The 16,044-nt window shown below is 44.5% G+C and carries 15 protein-coding genes; 11 read left to right on the forward strand and 4 right to left on the reverse strand.

The window, feature by feature from the left end:
* Window positions 1-71: 71 nt before the first annotated feature.
* A complete protein-coding gene (locus ASG85_RS10455) occupies window positions 72-614 on the reverse strand; it encodes a 1,2-dihydroxy-3-keto-5-methylthiopentene dioxygenase (RefSeq protein WP_060646162.1) in 543 nt (180 codons plus the stop codon).
* A 255-nt stretch (window positions 615-869) separates the two neighbouring features.
* On the opposite strand from ASG85_RS10455, the gene metH reads away from it, so the two are divergent.
* Together metH and rnz are read left to right on the forward strand one after the other, a co-directional pair.
* Window positions 870-4,307: a methionine synthase gene (gene metH / locus ASG85_RS10460; RefSeq protein ID WP_060646163.1), complete on the forward strand. Its 3,438-nt coding sequence runs from the start codon at window positions 870-872 to the stop codon at window positions 4,305-4,307.
* Window positions 4,308-4,412: 105 nt separating this feature from the next.
* On the forward strand, window positions 4,413-5,342 hold the full coding sequence (gene rnz, locus ASG85_RS10465) for a ribonuclease Z (RefSeq protein ID WP_060646164.1): 930 nt from the start codon (window positions 4,413-4,415) through the stop codon (window positions 5,340-5,342).
* 46 nt (window positions 5,343-5,388) lie between these two features.
* Here rnz and tlp read toward each other — a convergent pair whose 3' ends face one another.
* Complete coding sequence (gene tlp, locus ASG85_RS10470) at window positions 5,389-5,604, reverse strand: small acid-soluble spore protein Tlp (RefSeq protein ID WP_057302361.1); 216 nt, start codon at window positions 5,602-5,604, stop codon at window positions 5,389-5,391.
* A gap of 280 nt (window positions 5,605-5,884) precedes the next feature.
* Here tlp and ASG85_RS10475 point away from each other — a divergent pair, with 280 nt between their 5' ends.
* Together ASG85_RS10475 and ASG85_RS10480 are read left to right on the forward strand one after the other, a co-directional pair.
* Window positions 5,885-6,235: a CidA/LrgA family protein gene (locus tag ASG85_RS10475; protein WP_057302362.1), complete on the forward strand. Its 351-nt coding sequence runs from the start codon at window positions 5,885-5,887 to the stop codon at window positions 6,233-6,235.
* A complete protein-coding gene (locus ASG85_RS10480; RefSeq protein WP_060646165.1) occupies window positions 6,225-6,914 on the forward strand; it encodes an LrgB family protein in 690 nt (229 codons plus the stop codon). The genes ASG85_RS10475 and ASG85_RS10480 overlap by 11 nt, the downstream gene beginning before the upstream one ends.
* Before the next feature lie 111 nt (window positions 6,915-7,025).
* On the opposite strand, the gene ASG85_RS10485 is transcribed toward ASG85_RS10480, so the two are convergent.
* On the reverse strand, window positions 7,026-7,739 hold the full coding sequence (locus tag ASG85_RS10485; RefSeq protein WP_060646166.1) for a class I SAM-dependent methyltransferase: 714 nt from the start codon (window positions 7,737-7,739) through the stop codon (window positions 7,026-7,028).
* Window positions 7,740-7,937: 198 nt separating this feature from the next.
* Here ASG85_RS10485 and ASG85_RS10490 point away from each other — a divergent pair, with 198 nt between their 5' ends.
* From ASG85_RS10490 to ASG85_RS10500, 3 genes are read left to right on the forward strand one after another with little or no spacing between them, the layout of a single operon-like run.
* A complete protein-coding gene (locus tag ASG85_RS10490) occupies window positions 7,938-8,708 on the forward strand; it encodes a GNAT family N-acetyltransferase (protein ID WP_060646167.1) in 771 nt (256 codons plus the stop codon).
* Between the two features lie 20 nt (window positions 8,709-8,728).
* Window positions 8,729-9,712: a lysophospholipid acyltransferase family protein gene (locus ASG85_RS10495; RefSeq protein WP_060646168.1), complete on the forward strand. Its 984-nt coding sequence runs from the start codon at window positions 8,729-8,731 to the stop codon at window positions 9,710-9,712.
* Window positions 9,709-10,743, forward strand: a complete 1,035-nt coding sequence (locus ASG85_RS10500; RefSeq protein ID WP_321166579.1) for a metal-dependent hydrolase — start codon at window positions 9,709-9,711, stop codon at window positions 10,741-10,743. Before ASG85_RS10495 ends, ASG85_RS10500 begins: the two co-directional genes overlap by 4 nt.
* Before the next feature lie 143 nt (window positions 10,744-10,886).
* Here ASG85_RS10500 and ASG85_RS10505 read toward each other — a convergent pair whose 3' ends face one another.
* Window positions 10,887-11,489, reverse strand: coding sequence for a nitroreductase family protein (locus ASG85_RS10505; RefSeq protein ID WP_057302367.1), 603 nt, complete (start codon window positions 11,487-11,489; stop codon window positions 10,887-10,889).
* Between the two features lie 155 nt (window positions 11,490-11,644).
* Here ASG85_RS10505 and ASG85_RS10510 point away from each other — a divergent pair, with 155 nt between their 5' ends.
* The 4 genes from ASG85_RS10510 (at window position 11,645) to ASG85_RS10525 (ending at window position 15,944) form a co-directional block, all read left to right on the forward strand.
* Complete coding sequence (locus tag ASG85_RS10510; RefSeq protein ID WP_063860253.1) at window positions 11,645-11,860, forward strand: hypothetical protein; 216 nt, start codon at window positions 11,645-11,647, stop codon at window positions 11,858-11,860.
* A 182-nt stretch (window positions 11,861-12,042) separates the two neighbouring features.
* The gene (locus tag ASG85_RS10515) at window positions 12,043-14,289 is read left to right on the forward strand and encodes a DEAD/DEAH box helicase (RefSeq protein ID WP_060646212.1); all 2,247 of its coding nucleotides are present in this window, start codon (window positions 12,043-12,045) and stop codon (window positions 14,287-14,289) included.
* Entirely contained in the window at window positions 14,290-14,487 is a 198-nt protein-coding gene (locus tag ASG85_RS10520; protein WP_057302369.1) for a hypothetical protein, read from the forward strand. It begins immediately after the preceding gene.
* The gene (locus ASG85_RS10525) at window positions 14,484-15,944 is read left to right on the forward strand and encodes a ribonuclease H-like domain-containing protein (RefSeq protein ID WP_060646169.1); all 1,461 of its coding nucleotides are present in this window, start codon (window positions 14,484-14,486) and stop codon (window positions 15,942-15,944) included. Before ASG85_RS10520 ends, ASG85_RS10525 begins: the two co-directional genes overlap by 4 nt.
* Window positions 15,945-16,044: the final 100 nt, after the last annotated feature.

The raw sequence follows: 16,044 nt of genomic DNA on the forward strand, positions 1-16,044 counted from the left end.
TAAATAAAAACCCAACGGCTGCATAGGACGTTAAGTCCAGCGCTGTTGGGTTTTTGCATCATATAATAGAATTAGGCTTTGCTAAATTCTGGATCATCAATGTTATAAGCAACCCAGCCATCTTTTTCGATGAAGAGACGAACGGCAACGATTTCACGATTATCCATAAGTGTGAAGAAATGGTTCGTGTTCTCAGGAACTGAGATCACATCGCCTGGTTCAAGTTCAACATCAAAATAGCCAACTTCGCTTTCGGATTTGATAATGAAAATTCCTCGTCCAGAAACGATTGCACGAATTTCATCTTCCGTATGTGTGTGTACTTGTTCGAATTTCTTCAGAAGCTCTTCGATGTTAGGCGTTGAATCGGAAAGCGCGATTACATCCCAAATTTCATAACCGCGTCTAGCAGCCAAATCACGAATTTCTTCTTCATAAGTACTAATAATTTCAGCTTTCTCTTCATCACTTAGAATGAATTTCTCACGTAGTGCTACCGGAAGCTTGTTAGCATCCCAGTGTTCATATACAACATTTTGACTATCCAAGAAGGCTTTGACCTGCTCTTCGCCTTCAATACGTTCATTCGTATTGCGAATTCTAATTTGTGCCAAGCTGCATCCCTCTTTCTGAGTAAATATAATATAGGGATCTTTGATTGGAGATCAAAGTCTCTCCTTATGTATTATAGTGGAAATATAGCTAGCTGTCGATGGTCGAACATAAGAATTTCCGATAAAACCTATAGGTAATTGTGATAATTCAAATTCTTTTCATAGAAGCCGGATTCTGTTACACTAAAGCATAACATAATTTGTCGTTTTTTTTATTCTCTATTGCTTTAGGATAAGTTGAAAGGGAGTCATGCAATGACCAAAACACCAATACAAGAGCAGCTTAAAAAGAAAATCATGATCCTAGATGGTGCCATGGGTACAATGATTCAGCAAGAGAACTTAACAGCTGAAGATTTCGGGAGCGATGATCTGGACGGTTGTAATGAAATTCTTTGCGTTACTCGGCCAGATGTTATTCGCAAAATTCATGAAGCTTACTTCGCCGCTGGCGCTGATATGATAGAAACAAATACATTCGGGACCACGAGCGTGGTACTAGCGGAGTATGATTTGCAAGATCGTCATCGTGAATTAAATCTTGCGGCAGCCAAACTGGCTATCGAAGCAGCGAATAAATATTCGACACCGGAGTGGCCTCGTTATGTTATCGGAGCCATGGGTCCAACAACCAAAACGTTGTCGGTAACCGGTGGAGTCACATTCGCTCAGCTAGAGGAGAGTTATTATGAGCAAGCATTAGCTCTGGTTGAAGCGGGCGTGGATGCACTACTATTGGAAACTTCTCAAGATACTCTGAATGTAAAAGCAGGCAGTATTGGAATTCGCAGAGCTTATGAAACATTGGGTGTTGAACTTCCAATAATGATCTCGGGTACGATTGAGCCGATGGGCACAACATTAGCCGGTCAAAATATTGAATCCTTCTATATTTCTTTAGAACATTTGAAGCCTATTTCAATGGGGTTGAACTGTGCTACAGGACCTGAATTTATGAGGGATCATATCCGAACATTGTCTGATATTGCTGAAACAGCAATTAGTTGTTATCCGAATGCCGGTTTGCCGGATGAGAACGGACATTACCACGAGTCTCCTGAATCTTTGGCTAAAAAGATGGCCGGATTTGCAGAGCAAGGCTGGCTCAATATTGCCGGTGGGTGCTGTGGGACAACGCCGGATCACATTCGTGCAATGGCGGAGACGCTTTCTCAGTATAAGCCAAGAACGCAATATGGTTCGCATTTACCTGCTGTCTCCGGGATTGAAACGTTATTTATCGAGCCAGAAAATCGTCCGATCATGGTTGGCGAACGGACCAATATTTCAGGTTCCCGAAAATTCAAACGCCTGATTAAAGAAGGGAAGTTTGAAGAGGGCTCTGAGATTGCGCGTAATCAAGTTAAGAACGGCGCTCACGTTATTGATATTAATCTGCAGGATACAGACATTGACGAAGCTTATGCCGTTGAAGAGTTCATGCAGCAGGTTGTGAAGAAAGTCAAAGTTCCGTTAATGATTGACTCGACATATGACCATATTATTGAGCTAGGACTTAAGTACTCCCAAGGTAAGGCGATCATTAACTCCATTAACTTGGAGGATGGCGAAACGAAGTTCGAAGGAATTTTACCTTTAATCAAACGTTATGGGGCTGCGGTTGTTTGTATTCTCATTGATGAACGAGGCCAGGCTGTTTCGCGAGAAGCGAAGATCGAAGTGGCGACGCGGTCTTACGAGCTTTTGACACAGAAGTATGGCATGAATCCGGAGGATATTATATTTGATCCCAATATGTTCCCAGTAGGCTCCGGAGATCCGCAGTACATCGGTTCCGCCGTAGAGACGATTGAGGGCATCAAGCTGATTAAAGAAAAGTTTCCTAAAGCCAAAACAATTCTAGGATTAAGTAATATCTCCTTCGGTTTACCGGATGCTGGGCGTGAAGTGCTGAATTCCGTATATCTGTACCATTGTACGAAGGCAGGCCTAGATTATGCCATTGTGAATACAGAAAAATTGGAGCGTTATGCTTCCATCCCGGATACAGAGCGTCAATTAGCTGAAGAACTTATTTACAATACGAATGATGAGACACTGGCACAATTTGTTGCTCATTTCCGTGAGAAAAAAGTGGAAAAGAAAGAGAAGATTTCGAATCTGACTCTAGAAGAAAGACTTGGCTCTTATGTCGTGGAAGGGACCAAGGAAGGGCTGATCCCTGATTTGGAAATTGCTTTACAGACTTATTCGCCGCTTGAAGTCATCAATGGGCCGCTCATGAAGGGGATGGAGGAAGTTGGACGCCTTTTTAATGGGAATGAACTGATTGTGGCTGAGGTTTTACAAAGTGCGGAAGTCATGAAGGCTTCAGTTAATTACTTGGAACCATTCATGGAGAAATCCGAAACAGCGGTTAAGGGGAAAATTATTCTTGCAACCGTTAAAGGTGATGTACATGATATCGGTAAAAATCTGGTCGAAATTATCCTATCGAACAATGGTTATAAGATCATTAATCTTGGGATTAAAGTACCGCCGGAGCAAATCATTGAAGCCTATCGAAGAGAGCTTCCAGACGCGATTGGTTTATCTGGATTGCTCGTGAAATCGGCTCAGCAAATGGTTATCACGGCCCAAGATTTACGTACAGCAGGTGTGGATGTACCGATTCTGGTTGGCGGTGCTGCTCTAACACGTAAATTTACCAAAACACGTATTCAGCCTGAATATGAAGGTGTAGTTCTTTATGCAAAGGACGCGATGGATGGGCTGGATATTGCAAACAGACTGAGTGACCCTGAACAACGATCACGTCTCATTCAGGAGCTAAGAGAGAGCTTGGAATCTGATGTGATGGATACCGGTAAGAAGGAAGAGAAACTGCCACAGCTCACACGTGTGAGTTCGTCTGCTGTATCCAAGGATCTTCCTGTGCAAGTGCCGCAGGATACAGAACGCCATATTATGAGGGATTACCCGATAAGCCATCTAATGCCTTATGTCAACATGCAGATGCTGCTTGGTCATCATCTTGGTTTGAAAGGTAAAGTAGAGCAGCTGCTTAGCGACAAAGATACGAAAGCCCTTCAATTGAAGGATACAGTGGATTCAATTCTATATGCTGCACAGCATAATGGGATTATCAAAGCCCACGGGATGTACCGTTTCTTCCCAGCACAATCCAGCGGTAACGATGTCATCGTGTATGACCCGCAGGATCACAGTAAAGTGCTTGAAACCTTCACATTCCCGCGTCAAGATAAAGAGCCTTATCTTTGCTTATCCGACTACCTGAAGTCAGTAGAAAGCGGGCAAATGGATTACGTAGGTTTCTTACTTGTTACGGCAGGGCATGATATTAATGAATTGGCTAAAGAATGGCGGGATAAAGGGGATTATTTGAAATCCCATGCCCTTCAAGCTACAGCACTGGAAATGGCTGAAGGCTTTGCCGAGCGGATTCATCACATCATGCGCGATGTATGGGGGATAGCCGATCGTGTAGATATGACCATGCAGGAGAGATTTGGGGCCAAATATGTCGGACAAAGGTTCTCTTTCGGTTACCCGGCATGTCCGAATCTCGAGGACCAAGCGAAGTTGTTCAACTTGCTGAAGCCAGAGGATATTGGCGTAGAGCTAACGGAGTCGTTCATGATGGAGCCGGAAGCATCGGTTTCTGCGATCGTATTTGCCCATAAGGAAGCTCGTTACTTCAACGTAGGATAGAAAGTTTATGTATAAAGCGAGGCAGCTTGTGCGAACTACATGGTTCGTCGGCGTCCTCGCTTTACATTTTGGCATTGTGATTTTAGATAGAATGGAGTTTAGATCGTGGACTTGTATTTTTTGGGCACGGGGGCGGGTATGCCTTCCAAACAACGAAATGTCACCTCAATCGCTTTAAACCTGCTGGATGAACGCGGAACCTACTGGCTGTTCGACTGTGGGGAAGGGACGCAACAGCAGATTCTGAACTCTCCAGTGAAATTGGGACGAACGGAGATGCTTTTCATCACGCATCTGCATGGGGATCATTTGTACGGTCTACCTGGTTTGTTAACGAGTCGTTCCTATTTAGGAGGGGATACACCTCTTACGCTATATGGACCGCGGGGTCTTAAGAGTTTTGTTGAGACGGCCCTCTCAGTTAGCGGGGCTCATTTAACGTATACGCTTCAGATTGTGGAAATCGAGGAAGAAGGTTTGATTTTCGAAGATGAAAGCTTCCAAGTCGAGACGGCACGATTAGAGCATCGTATCGAATGCTTCGGTTACAGGATCGTAGAGAAGGATCAACCTGGCAAGCTTATGCAGGAAAAACTAATGGAACTCGGCGTACCGGCAGGTCCGCTTTATGGTAAATTGAAGCAAGGCCAATCCGTCCAGTTGGAGGATGGTCGTACGCTTCATGGGACTGATTTTCTAGGTGCGCCGATACCCGGACGTATTGTCGTTATACTTGGTGACACGCGCTACTGCAGCGGAGCTCAGCACTTGGCACGAGGCGCTGATGTGCTTGTGCACGAGGCTACATTCGCCATGGATAAGCAGGAGCTTGCGTATTCGTTTGATCATGCCACTTCAATTGATGCGGCAAGAACTGCTCAGGAAGCGGGAGCGAATGCGCTGATCATGACACATATTAGCTCGCGATATCAGGGTGATGCCGTAATGGAGCTTTTGCAAGAGGCTCAGAAGATTCACAGCAATAGCTACATAGCTAAGGATTTCTGGAGCTTTGAAGTACCGCGTAAAGGGTAATAAAGAAAAGCCACCCCCGATTTTTGGAAGTGGCTTCTCGCTTTTCTTATCTGTTCGATTCGTCTTTTTTCTCTTCGATGAAGCCGCTGATGCTTTCTTTGCGGCGTTCATTCTTGGATTCGATGCTTTGTTTTTCCTCGGCAGTTATTTCATCAGCATGTTCGTCCAAGTAGTCCTCAGCTTCGTGCAGATTGGCTATCGTATGATCGATGGCGTTCTGCAAACGGGCTGGATTATCTTCGCGATTATCTGGCTTTGCCATAGTATTTCTTCCCTCCCTTTGAGGCGATAGATTGACATCCTGTTATACGATTCCACAAGGTCAATAAGATTATTCACTGTTTAAGAAGTCAATTTCCCGGATTTCCTTCATACAATAAACATAATCCCACGTTAACCGAGGTGATCATATGGAAATTTCACTTGCCGAAGTGCTGCTTTCTATTTTTATGTCCTCGATTTTTTGTGTTATGTTTAGGGAAATACGAAATTATTACAGAGACTCAGGATAGTGCTGCACGCAGCTGAAATGGAGAATATTTATGCTCGGTTTTGCTATATTACTAGGCTTTAATTTCTTAGGTTATGTGATTCAGTTGAGCCTGCACCTGCCGCTACCCGGCAACGTGATCGGGCTCATTCTTTTTACCGCGGCGTTGTTTACTAAGCTCGTAAAGCTAACTTGGGTGGAAGAAGCGGCTTCACTGTTGACGAGGCATATGATGCTCTTTTTTATTCCTTTTACGGTTGGCGTTCTAGCATTTATTCCGATCATTGGAGCTAATTGGCTTGCTATTTGCGGAGGGACTGTCGGTGCAACGGTGGCTGTTCTTGTAGTTACAGGTTGGGTATCGTCAAAGCTAGGACAGGAGAGTGCCGAACATGGCGAATAGCATACTGCAGCATCCATTGTTTGGTCTTTCTCTAAGTGTGATCAGCTATGCGTTAGCCAATTTGATGTACCAAAGATGGCGGTTTATGCATCCTCTTTTTAGTTGTACGGGTTTCATTATCATTGTACTAGTAAGTTTGCGTATTCCTTATGAGGACTTTAAACGAGGGGCTGACGTGCTAACGCTTTTATTAGGGCCTGCAACAGTTGCGTTAGGCGTACCTCTTTACAAATATAGAGAATTGATACGTAGAAATATGGCGCGTGTCTTGATAAGTGTTTTAGCGGGTTCAATTACGGGTATTGCAGCAAGTGCAGCCATTGTGGGGTTATTGGGAGGAAGTCAGTCCATTATCCTAAGTATGCTTCCCAAATCAGTAAGCTCGGCCATCTCCATTGAAATAGCCGCACATTTAGGCGCGATTCCTGAATTAACAGCGGTATTAACCACTTTAACTGGGCTGCTGGGCAGTATGTTTGGTACTCGAATCTTGAGTTGGTTTCGAATTAGAGATGATATCTCGATCGGCATTGCAATTGGAACAGCGGCACATGGCATTGGAACAGCCAGAGTATTCAAGGATTCTGAACAACAGGGTGGATTTGCTGGATTATCCATGGGGATTTGTGGGATTATGACTTCGATTTTATTTATACCCATTTACATGTGGTTAAAATAGTGCCGTGTATGTTGAAGAGCAGAGCTCGTAATAAGAGCTCTGTTCTTTTTTGCATCCCAAATATGGAAAATGCTGAAAGAAGAATGATAGTCTGCAGGGAATCATCCTACGTTAATTAGGTAATTTCACCACATACGTAAGACTATCTGCCTTGAGAATAACAGGAACGTCATGTCTTGAAATATCCAGACGCATCGGCGTATCCGAGAGATGAAGCTGTTCCCAGCCCTCGTAATTTGATTGAAGGATTGTCAGGGCATTCTCTTTCGGCATGACAACTTCGATGAGCGTTTCACGCTTTCTGCCAGTTTGATGGTTGAATTCTTCAATATTCGTATTCATCATAATAAAGTTAATGCCACCTGGCTTGGTGCCCGCGGCCATCCTTCGGAGTACTTGTTTGAAAGCTGTGTCGGATTTCACGTGCTCCAGGCTAGAGGCAGCAACGATATAATCGTAGCTATTTGGCGGGATCTCATACGTACTAATATCTGCTTGTTCAGTACTGATCAGATGCTCTACGCTAAACTCCTTGCTATAAGTATGCAGTTTCTCTAAAGCCATATCAAGCAAATCTACACCATGAACATGGCCTAAAGATGACTTGAGCCATTGCGCGAGAGGAATACTATTACGCCCTACCCCGCAGCCCAAGTCCAGTATGGAAAGCGGGTGGTCATGATCAATCAGCTTAACGAGTTCCATGATCAGCGGAATGGGTTTGTCCAGCCACGACCCCTTGGTATAAAGGCGATGCTGCTCGAAGCAATCTTCATGATATTGCTTTTCTTCTTCACGAATTCGTTGTAAACGGGCTGTGTTCATCAGGATACCTCCACTTTTGAAATAGAAAGGTTTGTATACGTTTATATACCTCAAGTTATCAATGTCTAAACAACGATGATGACGTTTTTAGTGCGAAATTCACGAAATATTACAAATTCTTAATAACACGAAAACGAACACTTAATAATCCTCTGCTAATCTTGAGTTATTAGACTCCAGTTGAAAGGCGTGAGGAAGATGAGTGGACCACTTCTGAATACGGCGCCCCAGCATGCCAAGCTGTCTGTTAGGCTTGCAAGCAGCGCACAAGAGATTGAGCAGGCTATGCGACTTAGGTATCAAGTTTTCGTCGAGGAAGAGAAGAACATGAAGATGCTGAATGAGCAAGGGCTTGAGAAGGACGTCTACGATGCTTACTGTGATTATCTCATTGTGAAAGATATCGAAACCGAGCAGGTTATTGGTACTTATCGGTTGCTGCCTGGGGATCGAGCATTGAATGGGATCGGATTTTATTCCGAAACTGAATTTGATCTTACTGCCTATTCAGATTTGAAAAGTCAAACGCTGGAGCTTGGACGGAGCTGTATTGCTCCCGAATATCGGGGTGGCAAAGCGATTCAACTCCTTTGGGAAGGAATTGCTGGTTATATTAGCGAGCGAAATTATACGCATTTAATTGGTTGTGCGAGTGTGCATGTGGGCAATTTGGAGGAGCTAAATTTGATCTACTCGATGCTGCGCCAAAAGCAGGTGATAACGGACCGATTCGGCATTGAACCGCTTGCCACGCATCGAATCCCTGGCCTTACTCAAATAGAAGTCGATAGCAATGAGAAAGAGCTATTCCGTAAACTGCCGCCTCTGATGAAAGGCTATCAATGGCTCGGAGCAGAGATTGGCGGAGACCCGGCATATGATGAGCTATTCGAGACCGTTGATTTCTTTATTATTTTACAAAAAAATCGGGTTACACGTCGTTATAAACGCCATTTTCTGACTACTTAAGTAGGTAAGGAGGACTTACCTTGTATGAATGGATTGCCAAGCTGACATTGAATGAATGTAGGCTGCATCGCATCGAGAGAGTGCTCCGCGTTTTTCCCATGTGGATGATGTCAGCTGCTTGTACTATGTTGGCGTTTGCGCTTTATCGGGTATTCCGAAAAGGGTTTCTAAAGCGAGTGGAACACAATTTAATAGACTTGCTAGGTGCAATGCCTAAGAGTTCATTAAAGGTTATCTCCAAGCATTATGTTCAAAATATCGTGTATACGCTTTATGAAATTCTCTTCCTTTCTGTTCGGTTGAAAGAGCTTCATGCAAGTCATTTTGACGTTCAAGGTGAGGAACATCTACAAGAAGCACAGCGTCAAGCGAAGGGTAAGGGATTCATTGTCTATGCACCGCATGTTGGCAATTTCTTCAATTATTATTGGTATTTGACTCAGAAATTCGATTGCTTAACGGTGGCTTCAGCGGGAAGTCCCGAACTTAAACCTCTGTATATGAAGTTTGCCGCTATGGGCTGTAACGGCTTAGATTACGATAGTGTCCCCCCGCTTGCGCTATATCGTACATTGAAAAAGCATGTGCAGAGCGGCGGGGTCATTTTCATCCTCGGCGACTTCTGGAGACCGACATTTCCTTTATCCAGGTTATTTGGCCGACTAACTCGTACACCTGAAGGTGCTGCCATGTTAGCGCTTGAGCATCATGTGCCAGTTGTGCCGTTCTATGGGTTTCGTCTTAAAGGGTTTAAGCATCGGTTAGTTTTTGGATCTCCAATTCACATACACGAACAATTTGAGCGTTCAGGACGTTCAGAACGTGCTGAGGCAAACTTACTTTTGAATGCGTTCATGGAGCGGGTTATCCGTGAGCAGCCTTCGGCGTGGTTTTATTGGTTTAATGTTCATGAACGGTGGGAGAGGGGCCCATCAGCAACAGCCGTTACTACAAGGGACGATGTGATCGGAAGTATAGATTTAACCACGGAAGCAGCAGGATGACTCACACAACGACCAAAAGGATTGGTGATCGGCACATGGACACAGGAAGCCACTTATTGTTCGGCGTCACGTTAGCGGGATTGGCATGTTTGGAACCGGCCGTTGCACAAGAGCCTGAGCTGGCTCATGCCATACTTGCAGGAACACTCATTGGTTCGCATGCCCCTGATTTTGATACCTTTGCGCGTCTGAGAGGATATGCGAACTATGTTCGCGTTCATCGAGGGATCACTCATTCGCTGCCGGCTTTGTTCATTTGGCCCATCCTTATAAGTCTGCCCCTCGCTGCCATGTTTGGTGTATGGGAGCATCTAATTAGCTTATATCTATGGACATTTGCAGCTGTTGTGTTCCACGTATTTCTAGATTTATTCAATGTGTATGGCGTCCAGTGCTTCCGTCCATTTTCCCAGAAATGGTTCCATCTCGATACCCTCTGTCTCTATGAACCATTTTTATTTGGTCTTCATGGTCTTGGTGTCCTACTATGGTTGTTCATTTGGCAAGGAAATGGCGGCAGTCATATCGGAGAGATGTTCGCTTTGATATATGCGGCAACCTTCCTCTATATTGCTATTAGAGCCTCGCAGCGCAATCGATTCGTTAAGCTAGTAAAAAGTGAATTGAACATCGCAGATGGCATCTGTCATCTCATTCCGAGTCTAAGCTGGTTTCAATGGCAGTTTGTTCTTGAGGGTGACAAATGCTTCTATCTAGGAGAGATCCAACATGGCCGCGTTTTGATTCAAGAGGAGTACAGCAAATCGGATTACAATCAGAACGAATCGCATCCTATTGTTAAGGCTACTATGGCTACGGATGGCGTTCGCGCATTCTTGCACTTCGCGCAACGGATTCATGTGTGTTGGAAAGAGAAGAACGACGGTTATGAAGTGCAGTGGCGTGATGTGCGCTTCTGGCACAAACGCAAGCTGCCTTTCGGTGTCAATGTGCTGCTGGACCGGGACATGAACGTGGTCAGTGATACGCTCGGTTGGGATAAGAAGGCTTGGGATCCGCCGTATGTTTGAATGTGAAGCCTTGCTCCTTCAAGGAGTGAGGCTTCTTTTGGTAGATTTGAAGCAGGTTGTAACATCTGGTCTCCCATATAAAAAGAGAGAACACCTCATGACATGATTTCAATCATGTCGTGAGGTGTTCTTATATCAAAAAATTAAAGTGTCTGACCAAATTCTCCATCATATAAAAGCTCGCTTAACTCACGTCTGCCTGATGGGATTTCACGTTCTTGGAACTTCTCATCGAGAGCGCTGACCGGGCCACGGTAACCAATAGCGATCACGGCATGTATATCGTACTCTTCAGGGATTTGAAGGGCTTCACGGGCTTGATTCCGGTCGAATCCGCCCATAGCGTGAGTGACTAGACCTTGATTATTGGCTTCTAAAGCGAGGTAGCCCCAAGCAGTACCAGCATCGAACGCGTGACTTGGGTTATCGCCGCCTTTTGGCGTTTTGGTATGTGAAATGACGAGGGTGAGGACGGGAGCTTTTTCGCACCATTCTCGGTTACCCGGCATAATGAAGTTGTGAAATTTGGCTCTTTGCTCGGGTGTACGGGCAATAATGAAGCGCCATGGCTGCAGGTTGCTTCCTGATGGTGCCCACCTAGCGGCTTCAAAAAGACTAAGGAGAACATCTTCAGTCACTTCTTGATCGGTAAAGGAACGTGGCGACCAACGTGTTAGGAATTGAGGATTGATTTCGTGGTCAGGTTGACGATTGGATTCGACTTCAGCAGGTAAAGAAGTTGTCACTATGAATTCCTCCTTATTTTGTAATCTTCCTAATATTACCTGATTTCAATGTGAATTACGAGTTTCTGAAAATTCCCTTGAACTGTATGGTTTTTCATGATTATGGAAAAACTAGTTGTTATGAAATGAAGGACCAAGAAGAGGTGCGAGAAACCGTGAATTTTACTAGTCATGATGTTATTATAATTGAAAGAGCGCTAAGAACAGCGATGAAACATGATAGGGAAGAGCATCGTTCAAGAGATTATCATGAGGTTTTGCTCAAAATGCAAGAGAATGTGGAGCAGGCGCTCACTGTCAATGCTCAGCTGGCAACTATAGAACATGAAGGAATTCGGTATGATTATGATGATTCATCCGATCTCATGTAGACATACTTATATTACCTGGCGTTCGCTTCTGGGTACTGCCGCAGCTGTCGGGAAATTGAAGCAAAAAAATGAATAGTAGGTTACATAAGAAAAGGTCCCAGTAAATAAATGGGGCTTTTTTATTTTGTGTGAGACGTTTATAATAGGGGAACAGTCGTTCTATGCGGAGTGGTGAAAATATGATAAGAAAAAAATCCCTATCGGATCTAATACAAGGATTAAAAAGCAATGAAAATATAGTTAATTGGCATGAAGTTGAACCGCAAGAAGCAAAGACCCGTTCAATGCCTGAAAGTGTAGACCTAAGAATAAAGGCTGCATTAGCTCAAAGAGGAATAGAACAGTTGTACACTCACCAGCACACAGCTTATGAAACTGTACGTAAAGGTGAAAATATTGTTGCTGTCACTCCAACTGCTTCGGGTAAAACACTTTGTTATAACCTTCCTGTATTACAGGCAGTAGCCGAAGACGACGGAAGCCGTGCGCTTTACTTATTCCCAACGAAAGCCTTGGCGCAAGACCAAAAAAGCGAATTAAACGAAATCATTACTGAAATGGGCATTGATATAAAAAGCTTTACATATGACGGCGATACTGCCCCAGCCATTAGGCAGCTTGTAAGAACAGTAGGGCATATTGTAATTACTAACCCAGATATGTTACATGCCGCAATCCTTCCCCATCATACGAAATGGGTAAGTTTATTTAGTAATCTTAAATACATTGTCATTGATGAACTACATACGTACAGGGGCGTTTTCGGCAGCCATGTAGCAAATGTTATACGTAGATTACAACGAATCTGCAAATTTTACGGCAGTAATCCACTTTTCATTTGCACTTCTGCAACTATAGCGAATCCGAAGGAACTAGCTGAACAGCTTACAGGAAAGCCTATGCGGCTAATTGACGATAACGGCGCACCAAGGGGAAGGAAGCATTTTGTTTTCTATAACCCGCCAATTGTAAATAAGTCGTTAAACATTCGGAAAAGTGCAACAGTAGAAGTAAACCAGTTAGCCAAAGAATTTTTATCAAATAAAGTACAGACTATTGTTTTTGCCCGCAGTCGGATAAGAGTAGAGTTAATATTAAGTCATCTGCAGGAACTCGTAAAAAATGAACTAGGGGCCAAATCCATAAGGGGATACCGGGGTGGCTACTTACCGAATCAGCGCCGGGAAATTGAAAGAGGATTAAGGAACGGGGAAATTTTAGGCGTAGTAAGTACGAATGCTTTAGAACTTGGGGTAGACATTGGGCAGCTTCAAGTCTGTATTATGTCGGGGTATCCGGGTAGCGTTGCGAGCACATGGCAGCAAGCAGGTCGGGCTGGAAGACGGCATGGAGAAGCCCTGGTGGTTATGGTAGCCAGTAATACCCCTATAGACCAGTATCTCGTCTTAAATCCAGAATACTTTTTCGAACGTTCCCCGGAATCGGCAAGAATTAACCCAGAGAATTTATTAATCCTGGTAGATCATTTGCGTTGTGCAGCGTATGAACTTCCCGTAAAAATTGGGGAAGAATTCGGCCCATTGGAGATAACCGATATATTGGAATACCTTGTAGAAGAAAGGGTACTTACTCATGCTGGGGATTCGTTTTACTGGGCAAGCCAGTCATTTCCTGCCCATGAAGTAAGTCTTCGATCCGCAGCGCAGGAAAATGTAGTAATTATCGACCAGTCAGACGTAGCGAACGTAAAAATTATTGGCGAGATGGACAGATTTAGCGCCATGACCCTTTTGCACGACGAAGCAATATATCTTCATGAGGGAGTACAGTTTCAAGTAGAAAAATTAGACTGGGAACATAAGAAGGCATACGTACGGGAAGTCGATGTAGAGTATTACACCGACGCGAACCTGGCAGTAAAGCTAAAAGTCTTATCTATAGACCGAACGGGAAAAAGGCGTACAACGTCAATTCATTACGGCGATGCTGCAGTAAATGTTATGGCAACCATGTTTAAAAAAATCCGTTTGACCAGTTTCGAAAATATTGGATACGGCCCGATTAAGCTTCCCGAAGAAGAACTGCATACCAGCGCGACCTGGGTAGAAATAAATGAGGTTGACCCGGCTTTAGAAATAAAAACACTAGAGCAGCTATTAATGGGAATATCCAATGTAATAAGGCATATTGTACCTATTCTTGTAATGTGCGACCGTAGCGACATTCACGTAGTTTCACAAATAAGGGCAGAACATTCTCAGCTGCCTACGATCTTTATATACGACCATTACCCCGGTGGTATCGGATTAGCGGAAGACGTATATAAACGATTCGACGAAATAAAAGAAGCAGCCAGAAACTTAATTCGAAAATGCCCCTGTGAAGATGGCTGCCCTTCATGTATTGGAACTGAAATAGAAGGGATGGATGCAAAGAAAAAATCCCTTTTATTAATGGAGGGATTATAAATGCGAGGTTCAGTACCCTACTACATAAAAAAAACGAATGAGAACAAACGCTCCGGTCCTATACGGTTAGCTGAAGAAGAGCTGCATACGAGCTTTTATTGGTTTACCTTCGACGAGGAGATGTCGGCGGGGCGTTCGGCCAATGATATGCAGCATGCGCTGGAGCTGCTTGCGCAGCTCGAAGGCGGTGCCCGATGAGCGGGCTCCGTGAGAGGCTGGGCCGTCTGCGGGGACCTTCAGCGGCTCAGACGGCAGCGCCGACGCTGCCTGTGGCAGACGGCGAGTGGACGCAGCTAGGCGCCCATGTAGAAACGAGTCCAGCTGGCTCGTTCGTGATGCGGCGCCGTGTATACGGCGCGGACAGCGTGCACGGCAAGTATCGGCTGCGTGAGCTGGCCGATGTTGCGCAGCAGCTGTCCTGCTTTCACGACCGTGACGCCGTCGTCCGGCTCGAAGAGTTGCTCTTCTTCGACACCGAAACGACCGGACTCGGCGTCGGTGCAGGTAACGTGCCGTTCATGGTCGGCATCGGCTTTTATACCGGTGAGCTGTTCACGGTAGAACAGCTGTTGATTCGCAACCCAGCGGAAGAGCATGCTATGCTTGTTTATTTGCAAGAACTGCTCGACCGCTTCACGCATATTATTTCCTACAATGGCCGAACGTTCGATTGGCCGATTCTAAAGAATCGCTATGTTCTTAATCGACTCCAATTGGACGATGGGAAGCTCCTTCAACTTGATCTTCTTTATCCCTCGCGAAGCTTATGGCGAAACACGCTTCCTTCTTGCCGTCTTAGCAAAGTTGAAGAGAGCCGCCTTGGCTTTGAGCGTGTAGATGATGTGCCGGGGTCTATGGCACCCGCTTTATATTTTCAATATCTGGCGGAGAAAAATCCATCCGTACTTGAAGGTGTGTTCGTTCATAATGAGCACGATATCGTTACTTTAGCTGCACTTGCCATACATTTCGGCAAACTGTTGAGCGGGGGTAGTGAAGTTACAGGAAGAATACCGGGTTCATACCGTTTTGAACTGGAGCAAATGAAGGGATTGCCGTCGAATGGAGAGCAAGAGATTGAAACTGATCCCGAGCTCGAACTCGAAGAATTGTTCCGAACAGGTGTATGGCTAGACAAAATGGGCCGTACTGTATTAGCTGAGAATTATTTCGATGAATTATTTGATAGGTTAATGAATGATCCAAGATCAGCTGATCCAGCTGATCAAGAATCTGCCATTCTTCTATTAGCTGCCTTTTACAAGAAGAATGGTGAAAATCTTCGAGCAGTTGAACTATGGAAGCGCTGGATTGCCATCAAAAAAGCGAGCATTGCGCTTCATTTGGAGCCTTATTTGGAGCTAGCGATGTATTACGAACATCGAGAGAAGAACTTTGCTCAGGCGATATTTTACGCTGAGGAGGCTTGGGCGAAGCTCTGGCGCCGCCGTTCGCTTCATCGTGGAGATAAAAGGCAAAACGAGGTCGAGGAAGCACTGGAGAAACGTATCCATCGATTGAAAGGAAAGTTGAGGAAAACCGAAAGTCATTCGTTTGAAATGACATCTCCTGTTGTGAAGGGGAAAAATACATCGAAAGAGAAAAACAAAACTCGCAAAATAAAGCCGATTTACGTCAGTGAAGGGCTAATTTAAGCATTTTCACCATTTTTGTTAGCATTCCATAGTAACAGAAGTCCCTAAAGACTGCTATTAGTCATTTTAATAACATTATGATTAAAATAAGACTCTCCAG

It is taken from the genome of Paenibacillus sp. Soil724D2 (genome assembly GCF_001427935.1).
Classification (GTDB): Bacteria; Bacillota; Bacilli; order Paenibacillales; family NBRC-103111; genus Paenibacillus_E.